A 17,080-nucleotide genomic window follows, 5' to 3' on the forward strand; every position below is an offset into this window, starting at 1 on the left:
CGGGTAAAGTTAGTATGTCCAATATTGTTCCAATCTCTTTTTTATAATAGTTTTTAATTTTTTCATCTGGTATTGAACCATCTTTATTATATAACAAAAACAGTACGTCTCCTGTGGAATTTCTTAGTTCAGATACTTTAACCGTTAAAGAATAGGACTCTTAACCTTGAGAATAATTGGATAAAAGAATTAAAAAGAATGTTGATAATAGCTTTTTCATAGTTTATTCTTTTTTATATTAATTTGTTTTTTTGTAGCTTAAAACGGCTAAACCGTTCATTAGAATAGCATAAGCACTAATGATGATGAATTGAGGAATAATATCTGAAAAACCAGAACCTTTGAGCATCACCATACGAATTACTTCAACGAAGTACCTAATAGGATTTAATAGAGTGATTTTTTGAGCCCATTCAGGCATACTTTCGATGGGTGTAAACAAACCGCTCATCAGGATAAAAATGACTACGAAAAACCAAGCAATAAACATAGCTTGCTGTTGTGTATCTGTATAATTTGAAATAAACAAACCCATACCTAGTATTACTAATAGATATACGGATGAAAACAAATAAATGAGTCCGATATTCCCAATTATGGGAACGTTAAAAATTACTTTTGCAATAAGTAAACCGACCGTCAATATTACAAGTCCTAAAACCCAAAAAGGAAATAATTTTCCAATTATAAATTGGTATTTTTTAATGGGAGTTACATTAATCTGTTCTAATGTGCCCATTTCTTTTTCTCTTACGATATTCATACCTGAAAGAAAAAGTGTTAGCATAGTGACCAAAAGCACTAAAATACCAGGAACCATAAAGGTTTTGTAATTTAAAGTATTGTTGTACCAAAAGGAAGGAATAGCCATTACATTCATTGGTTTGCTAAGTTGATTGTCTTGCTGATAGGCTTTTACGAGTATATTCTGATTGTAGCTTGCTACAATTTGATTAATATAAACATTTTCGACACCTGCTTTTGCACCATCAATTGCATTTATATATACTGCTAGATCTGATTTCTTGTTTTTAACAAGGTTCTTTTCAAAATGTCTTGGAATTTCTAAAACAACTTCTACTTCTCCTATTTCCATCGCTTCATCCGCATTTTTTTTTGATGAAAAATCCCTTAAAACATTAAAATAAGGTGAAGCTCTGAATTGATCAACCAACGCTCTTGATGAAGTTGATTTATCATAATCAACATAGGAAAATTGGATGTTTTTAACTTCAAAAGTTGCCGCATTAGAAAGGATTAAAAGTTGTAAAAGAGGCAATACAAATATGATGGGCAACATTCCTTTGTTTCTCAGTATTTGTTTAAATTCTTTTTGAACGATATATAGGATTGTTTTCATTTTTTATCATCACTTTAGTATTATTAAATCTCTTTTAACTGTTTTATAATTAAAACCAAAAATTATTCTAATCTTATTTTGTATTTTTTGACACTTATCGCTGTAAATACCAAAGCCATTATTACAAGTATTACCGTTTCTTTCCATAATTCTGCAATGCCAACGCCTTTGAGCATAATTCCTTTGAGAATTATAATAAACCATTTGGCTGGAATTATATTACTAATGTATTGTAATGGCAAAGGCATACTTGATAAAGGGAAAATGAATCCGGAAAGTAAAATTACAGGAAGCATTAATCCCATTAACGATATCATTAATGCCGTTTGCTGTGTTTCTGATATTGTTGAAATTAGAACTCCTAATGTCAAAGAAGTTATGATAAACAAAATACTTTCTATTCCTAGAAGAAACAAACTGCCTTGAACTGGAACATTAAATACAAAAATGCTTAGTACAATGATTACAATAGCGTTGATTATAGATAAGAAAATATAAGGAAATACTTTTCCGATGATAACAATAAATGGTTTTAATGGAGAGACCAACAAAATTTCCATAGTGCCTAATTCTTTTTCTCGCGTAATGGAAATGGAAGTCATCATAGCTGAAACTAACATTAAAATTACGGTCATTACACCTGGCACAAAATTGTAAACACTTTTTAATTCTGGATTGTAATACATTTGGGATTGTACCTGAATTTGATAAGGATTTACAGTTCCTTTATTGAGTTCTTGCTGATAATTTCGCAAAATCGACTGGATATAATTTGTAATGGTATTGGCGGTATTTGGATCTGTTGCATCAGAAATAACCTGAACATTTCCGTTTTTCTGGGTTTGTAAATTTTGAGCAAAATCCTTTTCAAATACCAATACGGCTTTAACTTTTCCTTTCTTAAAAACAGCTTCGATTTGATTTTCATTACGGATTTCATCTTGTATATTAAAGTGTTTAGAAGCACTTATTTTATCAATAATAAGCTTTGTCTCAGCATCTTTGGATTTATCTAAAATAGCTATATCTACATTATTAATTTCATTGGTAATTGCAAAACCAAAAAGCATTATTTGTGCTATAGGCATTCCAAAGAGGATAAACATTGAGCGTTTATCACGAAAAATATGGTAGAATTCTTTTTTTACAAATCCGATAAATCTTTTCATTTTATTTGGTTATTGTGAGCTTGTAGAGCAATCTCATTAATAATTGATGTTTTAATTTTTCAATTTTCTTATTCTATATTCCTCGCTAGCTTTAAAAAAACATCATTCATCGAATCGACTCTAAATTTTTCTTTCAATTTTTTTGGTGTATCTAAAGCTTCAATAGCACCATCTACCATTATGGAAACACGATTACAATATTCCGCTTCATCCATATAATGTGTGGTAACAAAAATGGTTGTTCCTTTATTTGCTTGAGCGTAAATTAGTTCCCAAAATTGTCTTCTTGTAATTGGATCTACACCACCTGTTGGTTCATCTAAAAAAACAATTTTTGGTTCGTGTAATAATGAAACCGAAAAAGCTAATTTTTGTTTCCATCCTAAGGGTAATGAGCCAACTAATTGATTTGCTACTTCTTGAAGATTTAAATTTTCTAATATTATTTGAGTTTTTTCTTTTATTTGTTTTTTTGTTAATCCATAAATTCCACCAAAAAAAGTAATGTTCTCGTTTATAGTTAAATCATCATACATTGAAAACTTCTGACTCATATATCCAATATTTCTTTTTACTTCATCTGCTTGTGTAAACACATCTAAATTGCTTACCAACGCTATTCCAGAAGTAGGCTTAGAAATGCCTATTAGCATTTTCATTGCAGTTGTTTTACCTGCACCATTAGCTCCTAGAAACCCGAAAATTTCCCCTTTGTACACATCAAAAGAAATACTTTTGACAGCACTGAAATCTCCAAATTTTTTAGTTAGATTTTTTACTTCTATTATTTTTTCTTTTTCCAATTTATTTTGATTTATTAGAAGAGGCTAATTCCATAAAAACATCCTCAATTGTAGCACTAGTTATATGAATTTCAATTTGATTATGATTGTTTTGACTTAAATAATTTCTTAAATCATTTGGGTTAAAGTCGTCTTGAATATCTGTATAATGTATATATTCACCGAAAGCATATACGCTGCCACTGCTAGGGTATCTTTTTAAATCTTCAATTAATTTATAAGTATCTAGTGTACTAACGTTGTATATGTCTTTTTTATAATTTGTTACAATATTTTGAGGCGTATTTATTTCTAAAATTTTCCCGTCTTGAATAAGTGCAATTCTGTCACACAATGCTGCTTCATCCATATAAGGTGTGGAAACGAGAATTGTAATGCCTTTTTCTTTTAATCGTTTTAGCATGTCCCAAAATTCTTTTCGAGATACAGGATCAACTCCAGTGGTAGGTTCGTCTAAAAACAATACTTTTGGTTTATGGATTAAGGCACAGCATAATGCCAATTTTTGTTTCATACCACCAGAAAGTTTTCCTGCTCTTCTTTTTTTGAAAGGCTCTATCTGTACATATATATCTTTTATCAAATCATAATTTGCTTCGATTGTCGTTCCGAAGATTGTGGCAAAAAAAGCAAGGTTTTCTTCCACTGTTAAATCTTGATACAATGAAAATCTGCCGGGCATATAACCTACTGAATTTCTAATAGACTTATATTCTTTTACAACATCGTAATCTGCAACAGTTGCATTGCCTTCATCAGCAATCAACAAGGTCGTAAGGATTCTAAAGAGCGTTGTTTTTCCGGCACCATCAGGTCCAATTAAACCAAACAATTCTCCTTCGGCAACTTCAAAAGTAATGTTGTCAACTGCTTTTAAGGTTTTATAAGATTTTGATATGTTGTTTACTGAAATACTCATTATTTTATTAATAAGAAGTTACTCTCTTCGATGGCATCAACTTTATGTTTTACATTTTCTTCAATTCTGACATAAACTCCAGATTTTAAATTTATAACAACTCCATTTTCATTACTGAAAACAGCATTTCCCGAAACGCAAACTAATAATGCAGGAATTGTTGTAATATGTTCTTTGAGTTGTGCTCTTTTTGCTATTTGCAGGGAAATTACTTTTGCTTCTGAGGGTTCAAATAAGAGATTGGTTTGAACTGCTTTTTTTTCGGTGTGCAAATTTTTTAAAATCATTGGAAATATTGATTGAAAATTTTAAACGAATGTTGAATTTCTGTAAATTGTTCTGTTGAATCCGCTCCTGAAAAGTTTTTAACTAGTTCTATAAATGGCACTAACCATTTGTGTAGTTCATTATGAGCTTGTCCTTTCATTGTGCAGTTTGAGGTAAGTAAATCTATATTCTGATTTAATTTTGTAGCCAATAATTGGTAGTCCTTAACGTTGTTACTTTCAAAAGCGACAACATCTTTTTCCATATTTCGAATATGAAGTAACATATTAGAGTCTACTTTCCATTTTTCTCCGTTGTTTAGTTCAATATTTTGATCCGTTGAATGTTGATGTTCTTCTGTTTTAATTTCAGTTGTTTTATTTTCCTTTGTGTTACAAGAAGAAATAAGTGCAACTAACGTTGTAGCAATAATTATTTTTAATTTTGTCATAATATTTATTATTTTATAGTTTTTTTATTTTTTATGTAGTAAAAAGAAATTGCAGTAAAAACAATTGATAATGATATTCTAAAACCCATTGCTCCAACAGTTTTTGTTTCATAAACTCCATTATAATAGATGTGAACAGCAAAAAGGATAAAAGCAGAAATTAAAATTATTGTAGCTAAACTTAAAAGTAAAAAGGTCCATTCCTTTTTTTTAATAAAACCATAGCTGGCAATTAGATAGATTATACTGCATATAAAATTTGCCCAAACTACAGTTAAAACATAATTACCTTCTTGTTCTCTGACTCCAAAGAGATCAAAAAGAATGGAAGTAGTTAAAAATAAAGTTAGCAAACCAAAAACAGCTAATAATAATGCGAATAGATAATGAAGCGTTTTTTCCATAATTATTTGAATTTTATTTTTAGAAAAGGTTTGCTACAGATTAATTGATGCTATCGGTTTTTATTTAAATGTTTTCTTATTTAATTTTTATCTTTTATCCACATTTCGGCGGGCATTCCAATTTTTAAGCTGCCATCGTTTTTCACTTTCACTTTTACTGCATAAACTAGGTTTACTCTTTCTTCTTTTGTTTGTATAATTTTTGGTGTAAATTCTGCTTGTGAGGCAATCCAAGAAATGGTTCCTTTGTATGTTTTCATTTCTTCCAAACCATCGATTTTTACCAATGCTTCTTGACCCATTTTTATTTGAGACAATTGAGTTTCGCTTATAAAAACTCTTAAAGTCATTTCAGAAATATTCGCAATTTTATAGAGAGGTTTTCCAAAAGCAGTTATTTCTCCAGGCTCGGAATATTTAGTTAACACCGTTCCACTAATTGGATTTGTAATTTTACTTTTTTCAATTTGGTCGTTAATTTTTTCAATTTGTACATCAATAGTTTTTAGTTCACTAATAATTGGTGCGTTTTGAGTATTAACACTTTGTATTTGTTTTTCTATTACGTTTACTCTACCGTCAATTTCATCAACTTGACGTTTAGTCGCAGCGTTTTCGATATACATATTGTTAATACGTTTACTTTCAATTTGTGCCGTTTTCAATTGCTCTAACAAAACACTTTTTTGCGATAAAACATTGGCCGATTTAGCAGCAATCGTGTTTTTAGATGCAATTAATTGTTGTTTTGTAAAATATAATTGTAATGTATCTATTAAACCTACTTGCGTTAGTGGCTTTAAAACATCACCTTCTTCGAGTTTTAGATATTCAATTTTTCCGTTGGCTTCTGATGAAACAGTAACTTCGGTTGCTTCAAAATTCCCGTAACCATCAGCTTTATCGTTGTTTTTATTACAAGAAAAAAGGCTTGCTAAAATTAAAATTGGAATTATATTTTTCATGTTTAAATTTTTTAATTTTTGGATTGGTATGTTTTTAAATTAATTTCCTTTTATGACTTGATAGTTTGCTCTTGCGAGTTCTAGTTGGGTCTCGTGTATTTTTAAATTTGTTTTGGCTTCATATAAATTGGTAAATTCTACTAAATATTCTGAAGCTGTAATAACGCCATTTTTGAGTTGTGCGTTTATGGATTGCAATACATTTTCTCTTAAATTAATAATTTCAACATCAGTTGTAATAATTTCTGCCGATTTTTTTATTTCATTATCCATTTCTTGCAATTGTATGGTATTATTGAGCAAGAAAGTTTCTTTTTCTGTTGCAACAATATCTGTAGAGACCATAAGTGCTTGTTTTTCGGTTTTAGATTTGTTCCAATCAAAGACATTCCAGTTGGCTTTTACTCCAACCATTAGAATGGGTTGAAAGGAATTATCTACTGGATTTAAACCTGGATTTCCGTATCCTGCAGTTCCAAATGCGTTAATTTTTGGCAAGTTATTTTTTGATAAAACACTTTTTGAAATCTCAATCTGTTCGTTCTGAAGTTCAAATAATTTTAATTCTGGACGCAATTTTGTTTCCGAAGCATTTAAAATAATAACCGGTTTTACTAATGTCATTGTTTCAGAAATTGTAGAGTATGTGAGTGATGATAGGTTTTCAAACAGTCTTTTTTTGTCAAATTGAATAGCTGAAAGTTGTTGTTTAATTTTTAAATTTTCGGCTTCCAATACTTTTTCAGATGTTGGCAATATTGCTCCAAATTGAATGCCTACTTTTACTTCTTTTATTTTTGAAATCAATTGCTCTTGTTTAATAATCAATATATTTTTTTGCTCTTGTAGTAATAAAATAGAAAAATACAATTGATTTATCTTCGATTTTAGCTGGTATAAGTTTATATCTACTTGTTGTTGTTGAGTCTTGGTTTGGGTTTCTTTAAGTCTGGCATTGGCATCAATCAAACCTCCATTATAAATGAGTTGATTTACATCTAAAGTGGCTTTATATTGGTCTTTATTTAAAGGTTCTAAACCTGGAGTTGGAAATTCTATGACTTGGTTTTGGTATGTTCCTTGTGCATTTATATCAATTTTAGGAAGTTTACTTTTGTTTAAAGCATTTATTTCAAAATCAGATTTTTGTTGTAATAATTCAATTTGCTTTGCTGTTGGATAGTTTTTTTTGACCAATGTATAGCAATCCTCCAAGGTCAAAGTTTGTTGTGCATTTGAACTTATTGATAAAAGAAAAAGCAATAGTAGGACTAACTTGTTTTTCATAGTTTAAATTTTTATGGAATTAATAATAAAATCTGCCACATTTGTTTTGCGATTTTCCAATATTCTATTGTAGCCTTCTTTGTCCACATTAACAAGAGCCATCAAAAGAGATTCGCCTGTGAATGGAAAGATATTTAATGATATAATATTGATAAATAATTGTTCGGCTTCAATTGGTTTAATAATACCTTGTTTGACAGCATCGCTTACTTGTAGTTTGAATTTATCAATAGAAGGAAAATTTTTTTCTGAACGAAGCTTTTGCACAAATTCTGGATTTTTATTTAATTCTTGAATGACAAAATTTGGCAAATAGGGATGTTTAATTACAAATGAGACATAATTTTCGGTAAATTTTCTTATTTTTTCAAATAAATCACTGTCATCATTTAATACCTTATTTAATTGAGGTGCTAATAGCGCAAAGGCACTTTTGAAAACGGCCTCAAATAAAAGTTGTTTGCTTCTATAATAATAATGCAATAATGCTTTATTTATTTTAGCCTTATCTGCAATTTCCTGCATCCTCGCTCCTGCCATTCCTTTTTGTTGAAAAACTTCTTTTGCAGCATTTAATATTTCGGTTTCAGTATTTTCGGTTTTTACTTTATCCATATTGTTTAATTATATAGTTTAACCATTTGGTTAACAAAGATAAATAAAAAAAGTAAATAACATAATTAAATCATGAATTATTTACTTCTAGTTTTTTTAATGATCTCCGTAACCTATATCGTCCATTTTACCTTTAAAGACTTTATATTGAATAAAGAAATATAAAATCACTAAAATTAAAGCAATAAAAAACCAATTCAGTCCTACAGAAAGGCCATATTCATCAGCTGCAACATTATATATCGTTAATGAAGGGTTAATAGTATTAGTTGATGGCAATAATTTTGGAAATATAGAGGCAACTGTAGCTGCTAATCCCCCTACTAAAAACATACTGGAGAATAAAAAACCCAGACCGTCCTTTTTAAAAGTTCTTACTTTAAACATCGCAAATAATCCTGAAAATGTCAGTAATGGGAATATCCAAAGCAATGGATTTTTTATAAAATTTTGAAAGGGTTCTGGTTCAATAATATGCCAACAAAGTAGTGAAACAATTACTAATAGCAATAGAACAAAATTCAGTTTAAAAACCACTTCTCTTAATTTTTTATTGAGATCCGAATTCGTTTTAAAGATAATCCAATTGGCTCCATGAATTGTTAAGGCTACTACTGCAACGATTCCTAATAATAAGGTAAACCAATCGATAATTCCTAACTGATCTGCTTTCGGACTAAATGTTGAGTTCCAAAGCGGCAAAAAGAAATAGTGCGCTTCTTGAGTTGAAACACCGTTTTCAACCATACCAAGATTTACCCCTCTTACAACATTTCCTAAAGCAACTCCAAAAAATAATGCTAATAATAAACTCGCGATTCCAAAAGCTTTATCCCAAACTGCTTCCCACATAGAATGATGAATCTGTCCTCTTAATTCTAAACCTATACCCCTAAAAATTAGTAACCATAAAATCATAATTAATGGCAAATAAAAGCCACTAAAAGAGGATGCATACAAAGTAGGAAATGCAAAAAACAAAACACCACCGACAGCTATGAGCCAGACTTCATTAGCATCCCAAAAAGGACCAATTGAATTGGTAATTGCTTTTTTATCTTTTTCTGTTTTTGCAAAAAATAAATGGATAATCCCTGCTCCAAAGTCATAACCATCTAATACTACATAGACTGCTAACATACATACTATAACTGCATACCAAAAGAATTCCATAACTTATATATTTTGAGGTTTTGGACCTTTGCCTATGATTTTTCCAACTAAAAGCAGGAATAACAGCCCTAAAAGAAGATACAAACCAATGAACCCAAGTAAAGTAAATAAAGTATTTCCCGATGAAACGGTTGGAGAAATGCCATCTGATGTTCGCATCAAGTTATAAACCAACCAAGGTTGTCTTCCTAACTCAGCTGTATACCAACCTGTTGTATTCGCTATATAAGGAAACGGAATCATGAATAATAATGCCCATAAAATCCATTTGGAAGTAAATAATTTTTTTCTAAATAATTGAAATACAGCTAAAGCCAATAATCCAATGAATAGGGTTCCTAAACCTACCATAATATGATAGGCATAATACAAACCTGAAATATTAGTTGGGTAATTCTCTTCCTCAAATTGGTCTAATCCTTTTACTTTAGTATTCCAATTTCCATAAGTTAAGAAACTTAAAATATTAGGTACAGCAATTTTATTGTCTAGCTTTTTGTTTTTTACATCAGGCTGACCAATAAGTATAATTTCTGAACCTCCTTCTTCTGTCTTAAAAATTCCTTCCATAGCTGCGAAAGTAACGGGCTGATGTTTCACTACATTTTTAGCTAACGAATCACCAGTGGGAACGGCTACAATTATACTGGAAACCAATCCAAAAATGACTCCTGTTTTTACAAATAGCTTCCCAAAAGAAACATTTTTGTTACTTAATATATAAAAGGCTCCAATACCTGCTACAACAAATGAGCTGGTTACTAATGAAGCTGCCTGATTATGAAGAAATGATGGCCATAACCACGGATTGGTAAATAATGCCAAGAAATTATTGAGAACAAATTTTCCATTAGTTAAAATTTCATACCCAACTGGATTTTGCATCCAAGAATGGGTGGTAATAATTAGAAATCCACTTGCCCATGATCCTAAAAATACTAGAAATCCTGTAAGAAAATGTAATTTATGTCCCAGCAATTTTTCTCCAAATAGGAACAACCCTAAAAAAGAAGATTCCAAAAAGAATGAAAACATTCCTTCCATGGCCAAGGTCTGGCCAATTATCCCCCCTGTTAATTCAGAAAATTTTGCCCAATTGGTTCCAAATTGAAATTCCATTGGGATCCCGGTTACAACACCCATGGCAAAATTGAGAGCAAAAATCTTCATCCAAAATTTAGATGCATCATTATATTGTTCTAATTTAGTGCGGAGAAATTTCCATTTAAAATAAACAATGAGCAACGAAAGTCCCATGGTTAATTGTGGAAAGAGGTAATGAAAGGTGATAGTAAAGGCAAACTGCATTCTATCATAAAAGAGCATTTCTTGCATAGAAATAAATTTATTTTAAAATTATTACCAAAATTACGGCACTAGAGTTACTAATGACACCATGAAAGAAACTTCAACTAATGAAATTGGTCTTATTTTGGAAAAAACAGAAACTCTTGCTTTGTCAAAAAATTTTGATGTTTGAAAAGACTGCTAAATATATACTTTTACTCTTGCTTTTTAATTCCTTCTTAGTTTTACAATTTAGGAATGGCTTATCTTGCTGCATTAAATATTTTTTATTCCGTTGCCATCACAAATTAACCGTTTGATTAATAAAGATAGGTAAAAAAAGTATTTAACGATAAATTGCCTTAGTTTTTAATTTGAAATTTACAAAATAGTCTTGAATTGTTACCTTGAATAACTAAACATGATTATTAAACTTTGGCAAAAACTTTCCTGTTTTGATTTTATACAATTTATAATCCGGGAATTTTAGGGCTAATTGATGTTCTTCATAGTTCGATTTAAAGTGAAACAAAACCACTAAAAACAAAGAAATTCCTAATTTATAAAGTGAATTTTGATATAAACTATATCCCAAAAAAAGGATCATAATTCCGGTATAAATTGGGTGACGGATGTATTTATACAAGCCGGTTTGCAATAAAGTGGCCTTTTCTTTGGGGGTGGGAAATGGCGACAGATTTTTGTTGAGTTGCAACAAGGCTAAAATGATAATTATTCCTCCAAAAACTGCAATCCAAAGTCCTGTTTTTTGAATACCAAAACTCAATTTCATAGACCAATTAAAATCGAAAATAAAACAAAAAAACAAGATGAATTGAATGGTGACAAATAAATAATCTTTTCGTTTTACAGTCATTGATATTATTTTTTTGTTCCAATAAACCTGACTACCGAAGCCTTTCCTTGGTGAAAAGGACCTTCATCTAAATTTACCTCAACGGTTTCCAAAAGTGTGAAATTAATTACAGGAAATTCTGCTTTAATCTCCTCTTCTGAAAACATCATTTCAGTATTTTTTGGCCCTCCGGAAGTATTATGAATTTGTTCCTTACTAAAAGCTTCAAAAATAATGAATCCATTTGGTTTCAAATAAGTAAGTAATTTTTGATGGTATTCCTTTCTGAATTTCGCTGGAAAATGGGCGAAAATTAAAACAATCACATCAAAAAAATCTTGGGGATAATCTATCTCTTCAATTGAAGAAATTGAATATTTAAGCGAAACATTTTTAAGTTTTGCCAAATGTTCCGCTTTGTTTTTTCCTTCTTCGCTACTGTCAAAGGCAAAGACTTCAAAACCTTGTTGGGCAGCATAAACAGCATTTCTGCCTTCACCTTCGGCTGGAAATAAAATTTGCCCTTTTGGCAAGGTTTCTAATTGCGTTTTAAAAAAAACATTAGGTTCAATTCCGTAAGCATAATCTTTATCAGCATAACGTTCATTCCAAAATTCTTTCATTTTTTGAGGATCTATTTTAAACTTTATTAATTTTGTATTTCTCATCATACGAAATCACACTTTGAAGCGCCTCTAAAGGAATTTCATTTATGCTGACAATTAATACTTCGGCAAAATTAGAACTTATGCTTACGTTTCGCACCTCGCCTATTTCTGAAAACTTTTTTCTAACGGTATCCACGCAACCGCTGCAAGTTAACCCTCTGAAATTATATAAATTGACAACTACTTTGTTGTTTTTTTTAAGTTCAAAAAAAAGCTCTGCATTAGCCCGTGGGGCAATTGAATTTTGACATAAATCCATTTTTAAAAAGTCGAAAGAGGCTGCAAACAGTAGTTCATATTCTTCTTTTCTTCCGCCAAAAGGTGGACTCACATCAAATGTTTTATTGAATAACAAGCCTGCCAATATTCCATTATCTGATAAAAGTTGGTGCATTTTCCAAACATATTTTTGGCGCATTGCCGGGGGTAAGGCACAGAAAAAAGTTTGTTCAATAATCAAATCATATTTCCCTTGATGTTCAAAGAAATCGCCCAATACAATTTTTATATTGGTATTATTTGCGAATTTTTGTTTTAGGTTTCTAATCAATGTTGGCGCAATATCTATGACAGTAATGTTTGTAAAACCTTGTTCCAAAAGATATTCGGCTTCATAAGTATTGCCGCACCCAGGAATTAAAATACTTGTATTTTTATCTTCTAAAGTGTCAGTATATGCTTTTATCGGTGGTGACGCTTCACCTAAATCCCAGCCTATGGTATTGGCTTTATATTGAGTATCCCAATAGTCTTGATCCAGTATTTTTTCATGCGAAACCACACAACATTGTTCGTCCGCCATAATTATTTTTTCTTACGGGTTGAAATGCCAAAAGGCAAATACAATGGGCAAAAACCAATAAAACTTGTAAGTAGAAAAATAATCGCCAAGGCTCCCAAAACTAGTGCAACTGTACCTTCAATTATTTTCGTGTAGTACAAAACACCTACTAAAATTGCTAAAATAATACGGATAATTTTGTCTGTTGAACCCATATTTTTTTTCATGTTTTTAAAATTTTATTGGTTAAATTGTTGACTGTTTTTTTTATGACTTCTTTGGTGATTTCACAAACATATTGAATATCAATCCTCCCATTAAACCTCCATATAAAGTGCTATTCAAAGGTTTCGATGTTATGGCGCAAGTGCCGGAAGCGCAGCCTACATAAAAATAATAAAGATAGCCTGCAACAGCTCCAACGACTACTCCTATCCCGGTAATTAAAATTGCTTTTTTATTCATCCGTTACTTTTTTCTAAAATGATTTTTATTATTGCTTCTTTAGTCAAAACTCCTGATTGTCTCCATAATTGCTTTCCATTTTGAAACAAAATCATGGTGGGAACACCTCGAACCTGATATTTTGAAGCTAATTCCTGATTTTTGTCCACATCAATTTTTATTATGGAAATTCGCTCTCCTAAACTGTCTTTCACCTGTTTTAAAATTGGAGCCAGCATTTGGCATGGACCACACCAGGCGCCAAAAAAATCAATTAAAACAGGTTTTTCTGATTTGATAATATTTTCGAAACTGCTATTCATTTTTATTGTTTTTATTGTTAGGAACTTCACATCCATTTAGACCACAACCTAAATTAAAAATGGCTTGATATAAAAAGAACAAACCAAATGGTATAAAAAACCATTCGCGAAGAACAAATGCCTGAACAATTAAAAATAAGGCAAATGCTAGGCGAATCCATCGTGTTATGTGCCAATTTGAAAAAATAATTTCTTTCATTTTATTTTAATGTTGACGGACATACGTAGTTTGTAGTTTTTATTCCAATTTTTTTAATAGTTTCGAAACCACCACTTACATCGACAACATTATGATAACCGCGTGCTTTTAATATTGAAGCAGCTATCATAGATCGATAACCCCCTGTACAATACAAATAAAACTCCTCCTCTTTTGAAAATTCGGTAAAATGTTCATTAATAAAATCCAATGGTGTTGAAGGAGCATCAACAATATGATCAGCAGCATATTCTCCCGGTTTTCTTACATCAAAAATAATGATTTTTTCTTCCATTTTCTCTTCCATTTTCTCTTCCATTTTCTCTTTTAGTATTTCAGCCGAAACCGTATTCACGGTATCATATTCCATACCTGCACTTTTCCAAGTTTCAAATCCGCCTTTCAAATACCCCAAAGTATTGTCATAACCCACCCTTGCCAAACGCATAATGGTTTCCTCTTCCCTGCCTTTTGGGGTTACCAAAAGTATTGGTTGCTTAATGTCTACAATTAAAGTACCTATCCAAGGGGCAAATCCACCATCGATACCAATAAAAATAGATCTCGGAATATGCCCTTTTGCAAAATTGTCTTGATGGCGCACATCCAATATCAAAGCACCAGTTTCATTGGCAACTAATTCAAAGGTTTTGGCATCATAAGCAACGGCTTCTTTTACAATATCCTCTACGTTTACATATCCTTCCCTATTGAGTTTCACATTCATGGGGAAGTAAGCTGGCGGAGGCAATAACCCATCCGTTACTTCTTCAATAAATTCCTCCTTGGTCATATTGGCACGAAGCGCGTAATTGATTTGCTTTTGCTCACCAATGGAACCAACGGTTTCTTTGCTTAAATTTTTTCCGCAAGCACTTCCGGCACCGTGAGCTGGATAAACAATTACATCGTCTGCCAATGGCATTACCTTGTTTCTTAAACTATCAAATAAAATCCCAGCCAATTGCTCCTGCGTCATATTGGCCGCTTTTTGAGCCAAATCCGGTCTTCCCACGTCGCCTAAAAACAAGGTGTCTCCACTAAAAAGCGCATAATCCTTTCCATCTTTATCTTTTAAGAGATAACAGGAACTTTCCATTGTATGTCCAGGTGTATGCAAAACGGTTATGGTAATTTCCCCTAATTGAAAAACTTCACCATCTTTTGCAATATGCGCCTCAAAACCAGTATTGGCATTGGGTCCAAATACAATTGGAGCCCCGGTTTTTTCAGCCAAAGTCACATGTCCGCTTACAAAATCAGCGTGAAAATGTGTTTCAAAAATATACTTGATTTTGGCATCATTTTGAATGGCTTTATCTATATATGGCTGTACCTCTCTTAATGGGTCTATAATGGCCACTTCGCCATTACTTTCTATGTAATATGCACCTTGAGCTAAACACCCGGTGTAGATTTGTTCTATTTTCATTTTATAAAGCTAATTGTGACGTAAATCTATTTAATTTTTTAATCAAAGACTGTATCATAAGTTACATTTTTGAAAAAACATTAAGACAAGAAAAGTTCTTTTATTATGATATAAATTCCCATAACTAAAACAAACCAACCAAAAGAGCTTTTCAGGTTTTCCCCATTAACTCTTTTAGATATAAAATTTCCAATAAAAATTCCAATAATGGATAAAAATGTAAAGAGTATTAACAGTTTCCAATCGATGATTTGATTGGCATGAATATCTCCCATAAATCCAAATAATGATTGTGCCGAAACAATAAAAAGGGAAGTCCCTATGGCCATTTTCATGGGTGTTTTTGTCATAAAAATCAAAGCCGGGATAATTAAAAACCCGCCACCGGCACCTACTAAACCCACCACTAAACCTATAAAAATTCCTTGAACCCCTATTTTATAATAATTAAGTTTATCACTCTTGGAAGGAATAATCCCTTTTAAGGGTTTAATCATACTAACTGAAGCTGCAATCATTACGATAGCAAAAAACACCATAATTAAAACCGACTTGTGAAAAGTGAAATTTTCGGTAGAAAAAATAACCTCTGGAATTCGAGGAACTAAATATTTTCGTGCAACAAAAACTGATACTACTGTTGGAATTCCAAAGAGTACCACTTTCCTAAAATCGACTAATTTTTGTTTGGCTTTTTGTATGCCCCCAATCAAGGCAGTTGTTCCAACCACAAATAAAGAATAGGCAGTCGCCAATATTGGCTCAACGTTCATTATGTAAACTAAAATGGGAACTGAAAGAATAGAACCGCCACTTCCTATTAACCCAAGTGTAATCCCCACAAAAACGGCTAAAACGTATCCTATTATATGCGACATTTCCATTAATTAATTTTTTTTGCAGTACAAAATTGTATTTTTTATGATTAAGATTTTGTAACAAATGTTACCCTTTATCCTTTTAAAAATTCAATTGAGGCTCTGTGCAATTTGATCTTTCCCTCGTTTTCTAAAGCCTTTAATAACCGTGAAACGACAACTCGTGATGTATGCAAGTCATACGCAATTTCCTGATGCGTACTGTGTATCTCATTCGAATGATTGATTTTGGCTTTATCATGAAGATAGTTTAGTAATCGTTCGTCCATATTCATAAATGCAAGGTTGTCAATTGCTGCCAGCATTTCTTTCAAACGATTATTATAACTATTAAACACATAGTTTCTCCAAGTTTTATATTTCCCTAACCATTCTTCCATTTTGTTAATCGGTATCATTATTACCGTACCGTTAGTTTCGGCCACAGCCCTAATTTCGCTTTTTGTTTCCCCCATACAACAAGCCATCGTCATGGCACAAGTATCTCCTTTTTCAATGAAATACAACAATAATTCCCCTTCGTCAAAATCCTCCCGCAATATCTTGATGGCTCCTGTTATCAATAATGGCATTTTTCTTACGGAATCACCAAAATCTATTATGGTATCCCCTTCCTTGAAATCTCGCAACAAAGAAACTTCGGCGATTTCTTCAATTAATTTTTCTTCAAATATAAAGCCGTAAGTCTGTTTCAGTAAGTCTTTCATTAGTATTGTGTCATTTTTTGAACGGTAAATTTCGCTAAAAATTTTTACTTTAAAGACAAAATATGTTGTCTTTTATTTTGATGCCGAAGTTT

The 17,080-nt window shown here is 31.5% G+C and carries 22 protein-coding genes; all 22 read right to left on the reverse strand.

Going from position 1 to position 17,080, the window contains the following annotated elements; all coding sequences use genetic code 11:
* Nucleotides 1-238: 238 nt before the first annotated feature.
* Nucleotides 239-1,360, reverse strand: a complete 1,122-nt coding sequence (locus B2145_RS13150; RefSeq protein ID WP_291103054.1) for an ABC transporter permease — start codon at nucleotides 1,358-1,360, stop codon at nucleotides 239-241.
* 62 nt (nucleotides 1,361-1,422) lie between these two features.
* On the reverse strand, nucleotides 1,423-2,529 hold the full coding sequence (locus B2145_RS13155) for an ABC transporter permease (RefSeq protein WP_291103056.1): 1,107 nt from the start codon (nucleotides 2,527-2,529) through the stop codon (nucleotides 1,423-1,425).
* Between the two features lie 68 nt (nucleotides 2,530-2,597).
* The gene (locus B2145_RS13160) at nucleotides 2,598-3,332 is read right to left on the reverse strand and encodes an ABC transporter ATP-binding protein (RefSeq protein WP_291103058.1); all 735 of its coding nucleotides are present in this window, start codon (nucleotides 3,330-3,332) and stop codon (nucleotides 2,598-2,600) included.
* Nucleotide 3,333: 1 nt separating this feature from the next.
* A complete protein-coding gene (locus tag B2145_RS13165; protein WP_291103061.1) occupies nucleotides 3,334-4,251 on the reverse strand; it encodes an ABC transporter ATP-binding protein in 918 nt (305 codons plus the stop codon).
* Nucleotides 4,251-4,538, reverse strand: a complete 288-nt coding sequence (locus B2145_RS13170; RefSeq protein ID WP_291103064.1) for a hypothetical protein — start codon at nucleotides 4,536-4,538, stop codon at nucleotides 4,251-4,253. Before B2145_RS13170 ends, B2145_RS13165 begins: the two co-directional genes overlap by 1 nt.
* Complete coding sequence (locus B2145_RS13175) at nucleotides 4,535-4,969, reverse strand: hypothetical protein (protein WP_291103067.1); 435 nt, start codon at nucleotides 4,967-4,969, stop codon at nucleotides 4,535-4,537. The genes B2145_RS13170 and B2145_RS13175 overlap by 4 nt, the downstream gene beginning before the upstream one ends.
* Nucleotides 4,970-4,977: 8 nt before the next feature.
* A complete protein-coding gene (locus B2145_RS13180) occupies nucleotides 4,978-5,373 on the reverse strand; it encodes a hypothetical protein (protein WP_291103069.1) in 396 nt (131 codons plus the stop codon).
* A gap of 80 nt (nucleotides 5,374-5,453) precedes the next feature.
* Nucleotides 5,454-6,338 carry an HlyD family secretion protein gene (locus B2145_RS13185; protein ID WP_291103072.1) on the reverse strand — a complete coding sequence of 295 codons (885 nt, stop codon included), beginning with the start codon at nucleotides 6,336-6,338 and terminating at the stop codon, nucleotides 5,454-5,456.
* A gap of 39 nt (nucleotides 6,339-6,377) precedes the next feature.
* Nucleotides 6,378-7,625 (reverse strand): TolC family protein, encoded by a 1,248-nt coding sequence (locus B2145_RS13190; protein ID WP_291103074.1) that lies wholly within the window; start codon nucleotides 7,623-7,625, stop codon nucleotides 6,378-6,380.
* A 3-nt stretch (nucleotides 7,626-7,628) separates the two neighbouring features.
* Nucleotides 7,629-8,240: a TetR/AcrR family transcriptional regulator gene (locus B2145_RS13195; RefSeq protein ID WP_291103076.1), complete on the reverse strand. Its 612-nt coding sequence runs from the start codon at nucleotides 8,238-8,240 to the stop codon at nucleotides 7,629-7,631.
* Between the two features lie 96 nt (nucleotides 8,241-8,336).
* Nucleotides 8,337-9,413 carry a cytochrome d ubiquinol oxidase subunit II gene (gene cydB / locus B2145_RS13200; RefSeq protein WP_291103078.1) on the reverse strand — a complete coding sequence of 359 codons (1,077 nt, stop codon included), beginning with the start codon at nucleotides 9,411-9,413 and terminating at the stop codon, nucleotides 8,337-8,339.
* A gap of 3 nt (nucleotides 9,414-9,416) precedes the next feature.
* Nucleotides 9,417-10,748: a cytochrome ubiquinol oxidase subunit I gene (locus B2145_RS13205; protein WP_291103081.1), complete on the reverse strand. Its 1,332-nt coding sequence runs from the start codon at nucleotides 10,746-10,748 to the stop codon at nucleotides 9,417-9,419.
* Between the two features lie 367 nt (nucleotides 10,749-11,115).
* Nucleotides 11,116-11,577, reverse strand: coding sequence for a methyltransferase family protein (locus B2145_RS13210; protein ID WP_291103083.1), 462 nt, complete (start codon nucleotides 11,575-11,577; stop codon nucleotides 11,116-11,118).
* A gap of 5 nt (nucleotides 11,578-11,582) precedes the next feature.
* Entirely contained in the window at nucleotides 11,583-12,179 is a 597-nt protein-coding gene (locus tag B2145_RS13215) for a class I SAM-dependent methyltransferase (protein WP_291103085.1), read from the reverse strand.
* A gap of 16 nt (nucleotides 12,180-12,195) precedes the next feature.
* Nucleotides 12,196-13,026 carry a methyltransferase domain-containing protein gene (locus tag B2145_RS13220; RefSeq protein ID WP_291103087.1) on the reverse strand — a complete coding sequence of 277 codons (831 nt, stop codon included), beginning with the start codon at nucleotides 13,024-13,026 and terminating at the stop codon, nucleotides 12,196-12,198.
* A 2-nt stretch (nucleotides 13,027-13,028) separates the two neighbouring features.
* Entirely contained in the window at nucleotides 13,029-13,232 is a 204-nt protein-coding gene (locus B2145_RS13225) for a YgaP family membrane protein (RefSeq protein ID WP_291103089.1), read from the reverse strand.
* A 40-nt stretch (nucleotides 13,233-13,272) separates the two neighbouring features.
* Nucleotides 13,273-13,470: a DUF6132 family protein gene (locus B2145_RS13230; protein WP_291103091.1), complete on the reverse strand. Its 198-nt coding sequence runs from the start codon at nucleotides 13,468-13,470 to the stop codon at nucleotides 13,273-13,275.
* On the reverse strand, nucleotides 13,467-13,772 hold the full coding sequence (gene trxA / locus B2145_RS13235) for a thioredoxin (protein WP_291103093.1): 306 nt from the start codon (nucleotides 13,770-13,772) through the stop codon (nucleotides 13,467-13,469). Before trxA ends, B2145_RS13230 begins: the two co-directional genes overlap by 4 nt.
* Nucleotides 13,765-13,971 carry a hypothetical protein gene (locus B2145_RS13240; RefSeq protein WP_291103096.1) on the reverse strand — a complete coding sequence of 69 codons (207 nt, stop codon included), beginning with the start codon at nucleotides 13,969-13,971 and terminating at the stop codon, nucleotides 13,765-13,767. The genes trxA and B2145_RS13240 overlap by 8 nt, the downstream gene beginning before the upstream one ends.
* A 1-nt stretch (nucleotide 13,972) precedes the next feature.
* Nucleotides 13,973-15,403, reverse strand: a complete 1,431-nt coding sequence (locus B2145_RS13245) for an MBL fold metallo-hydrolase (protein ID WP_291103099.1) — start codon at nucleotides 15,401-15,403, stop codon at nucleotides 13,973-13,975.
* 80 nt (nucleotides 15,404-15,483) lie between these two features.
* Entirely contained in the window at nucleotides 15,484-16,281 is a 798-nt protein-coding gene (locus B2145_RS13250) for a sulfite exporter TauE/SafE family protein (protein WP_349677761.1), read from the reverse strand.
* A 74-nt stretch (nucleotides 16,282-16,355) separates the two neighbouring features.
* The gene (locus tag B2145_RS13255) at nucleotides 16,356-16,988 is read right to left on the reverse strand and encodes a Crp/Fnr family transcriptional regulator (protein WP_291103105.1); all 633 of its coding nucleotides are present in this window, start codon (nucleotides 16,986-16,988) and stop codon (nucleotides 16,356-16,358) included.
* Nucleotides 16,989-17,080: the final 92 nt, after the last annotated feature.

Origin of the sequence: Flavobacterium sp. UBA5153, from assembly GCA_002413745.1 — a bacterium.
Taxonomy (GTDB): domain Bacteria; phylum Bacteroidota; class Bacteroidia; order Flavobacteriales; family Flavobacteriaceae; genus Flavobacterium.

What these genes read in the sequence shown, in the direction of transcription:
- B2145_RS13150 (WP_291103054.1), bottom strand. Translation starts at nt 1,360, where the DNA reads ATGAAAACAATCCTATATATCGTTCAAAAAGAATTTAAACAAATACTG.
- B2145_RS13155 (WP_291103056.1), bottom strand. Translation starts at nt 2,529, where the DNA reads ATGAAAAGATTTATCGGATTTGTAAAAAAAGAATTCTACCATATTTTT.
- B2145_RS13165 (WP_291103061.1), bottom strand. Translation starts at nt 4,251, where the DNA reads ATGAGTATTTCAGTAAACAACATATCAAAATCTTATAAAACCTTAAAA.
- B2145_RS13170 (WP_291103064.1), bottom strand. Translation starts at nt 4,538, where the DNA reads ATGATTTTAAAAAATTTGCACACCGAAAAAAAAGCAGTTCAAACCAAT.
- B2145_RS13175 (WP_291103067.1), bottom strand. Translation starts at nt 4,969, where the DNA reads ATGACAAAATTAAAAATAATTATTGCTACAACGTTAGTTGCACTTATT.
- B2145_RS13180 (WP_291103069.1), bottom strand. Translation starts at nt 5,373, where the DNA reads ATGGAAAAAACGCTTCATTATCTATTCGCATTATTATTAGCTGTTTTT.
- B2145_RS13185 (WP_291103072.1), bottom strand. Translation starts at nt 6,338, where the DNA reads ATGAAAAATATAATTCCAATTTTAATTTTAGCAAGCCTTTTTTCTTGT.
- B2145_RS13190 (WP_291103074.1), bottom strand. Translation starts at nt 7,625, where the DNA reads ATGAAAAACAAGTTAGTCCTACTATTGCTTTTTCTTTTATCAATAAGT.
- B2145_RS13195 (WP_291103076.1), bottom strand. Translation starts at nt 8,240, where the DNA reads ATGGATAAAGTAAAAACCGAAAATACTGAAACCGAAATATTAAATGCT.
- cydB (WP_291103078.1), bottom strand. Translation starts at nt 9,413, where the DNA reads ATGGAATTCTTTTGGTATGCAGTTATAGTATGTATGTTAGCAGTCTAT.
- B2145_RS13205 (WP_291103081.1), bottom strand. Translation starts at nt 10,748, where the DNA reads ATGCAAGAAATGCTCTTTTATGATAGAATGCAGTTTGCCTTTACTATC.
- B2145_RS13210 (WP_291103083.1), bottom strand. Translation starts at nt 11,577, where the DNA reads ATGACTGTAAAACGAAAAGATTATTTATTTGTCACCATTCAATTCATC.
- B2145_RS13215 (WP_291103085.1), bottom strand. Translation starts at nt 12,179, where the DNA reads ATGAAAGAATTTTGGAATGAACGTTATGCTGATAAAGATTATGCTTAC.
- B2145_RS13220 (WP_291103087.1), bottom strand. Translation starts at nt 13,026, where the DNA reads ATGGCGGACGAACAATGTTGTGTGGTTTCGCATGAAAAAATACTGGAT.
- B2145_RS13225 (WP_291103089.1), bottom strand. Translation starts at nt 13,232, where the DNA reads ATGAAAAAAAATATGGGTTCAACAGACAAAATTATCCGTATTATTTTA.
- B2145_RS13230 (WP_291103091.1), bottom strand. Translation starts at nt 13,470, where the DNA reads ATGAATAAAAAAGCAATTTTAATTACCGGGATAGGAGTAGTCGTTGGA.
- trxA (WP_291103093.1), bottom strand. Translation starts at nt 13,772, where the DNA reads ATGAATAGCAGTTTCGAAAATATTATCAAATCAGAAAAACCTGTTTTA.
- B2145_RS13240 (WP_291103096.1), bottom strand. Translation starts at nt 13,971, where the DNA reads ATGAAAGAAATTATTTTTTCAAATTGGCACATAACACGATGGATTCGC.
- B2145_RS13245 (WP_291103099.1), bottom strand. Translation starts at nt 15,403, where the DNA reads ATGAAAATAGAACAAATCTACACCGGGTGTTTAGCTCAAGGTGCATAT.
- B2145_RS13250 (WP_349677761.1), bottom strand. Translation starts at nt 16,281, where the DNA reads ATGTCGCATATAATAGGATACGTTTTAGCCGTTTTTGTGGGGATTACA.
- B2145_RS13255 (WP_291103105.1), bottom strand. Translation starts at nt 16,988, where the DNA reads ATGAAAGACTTACTGAAACAGACTTACGGCTTTATATTTGAAGAAAAA.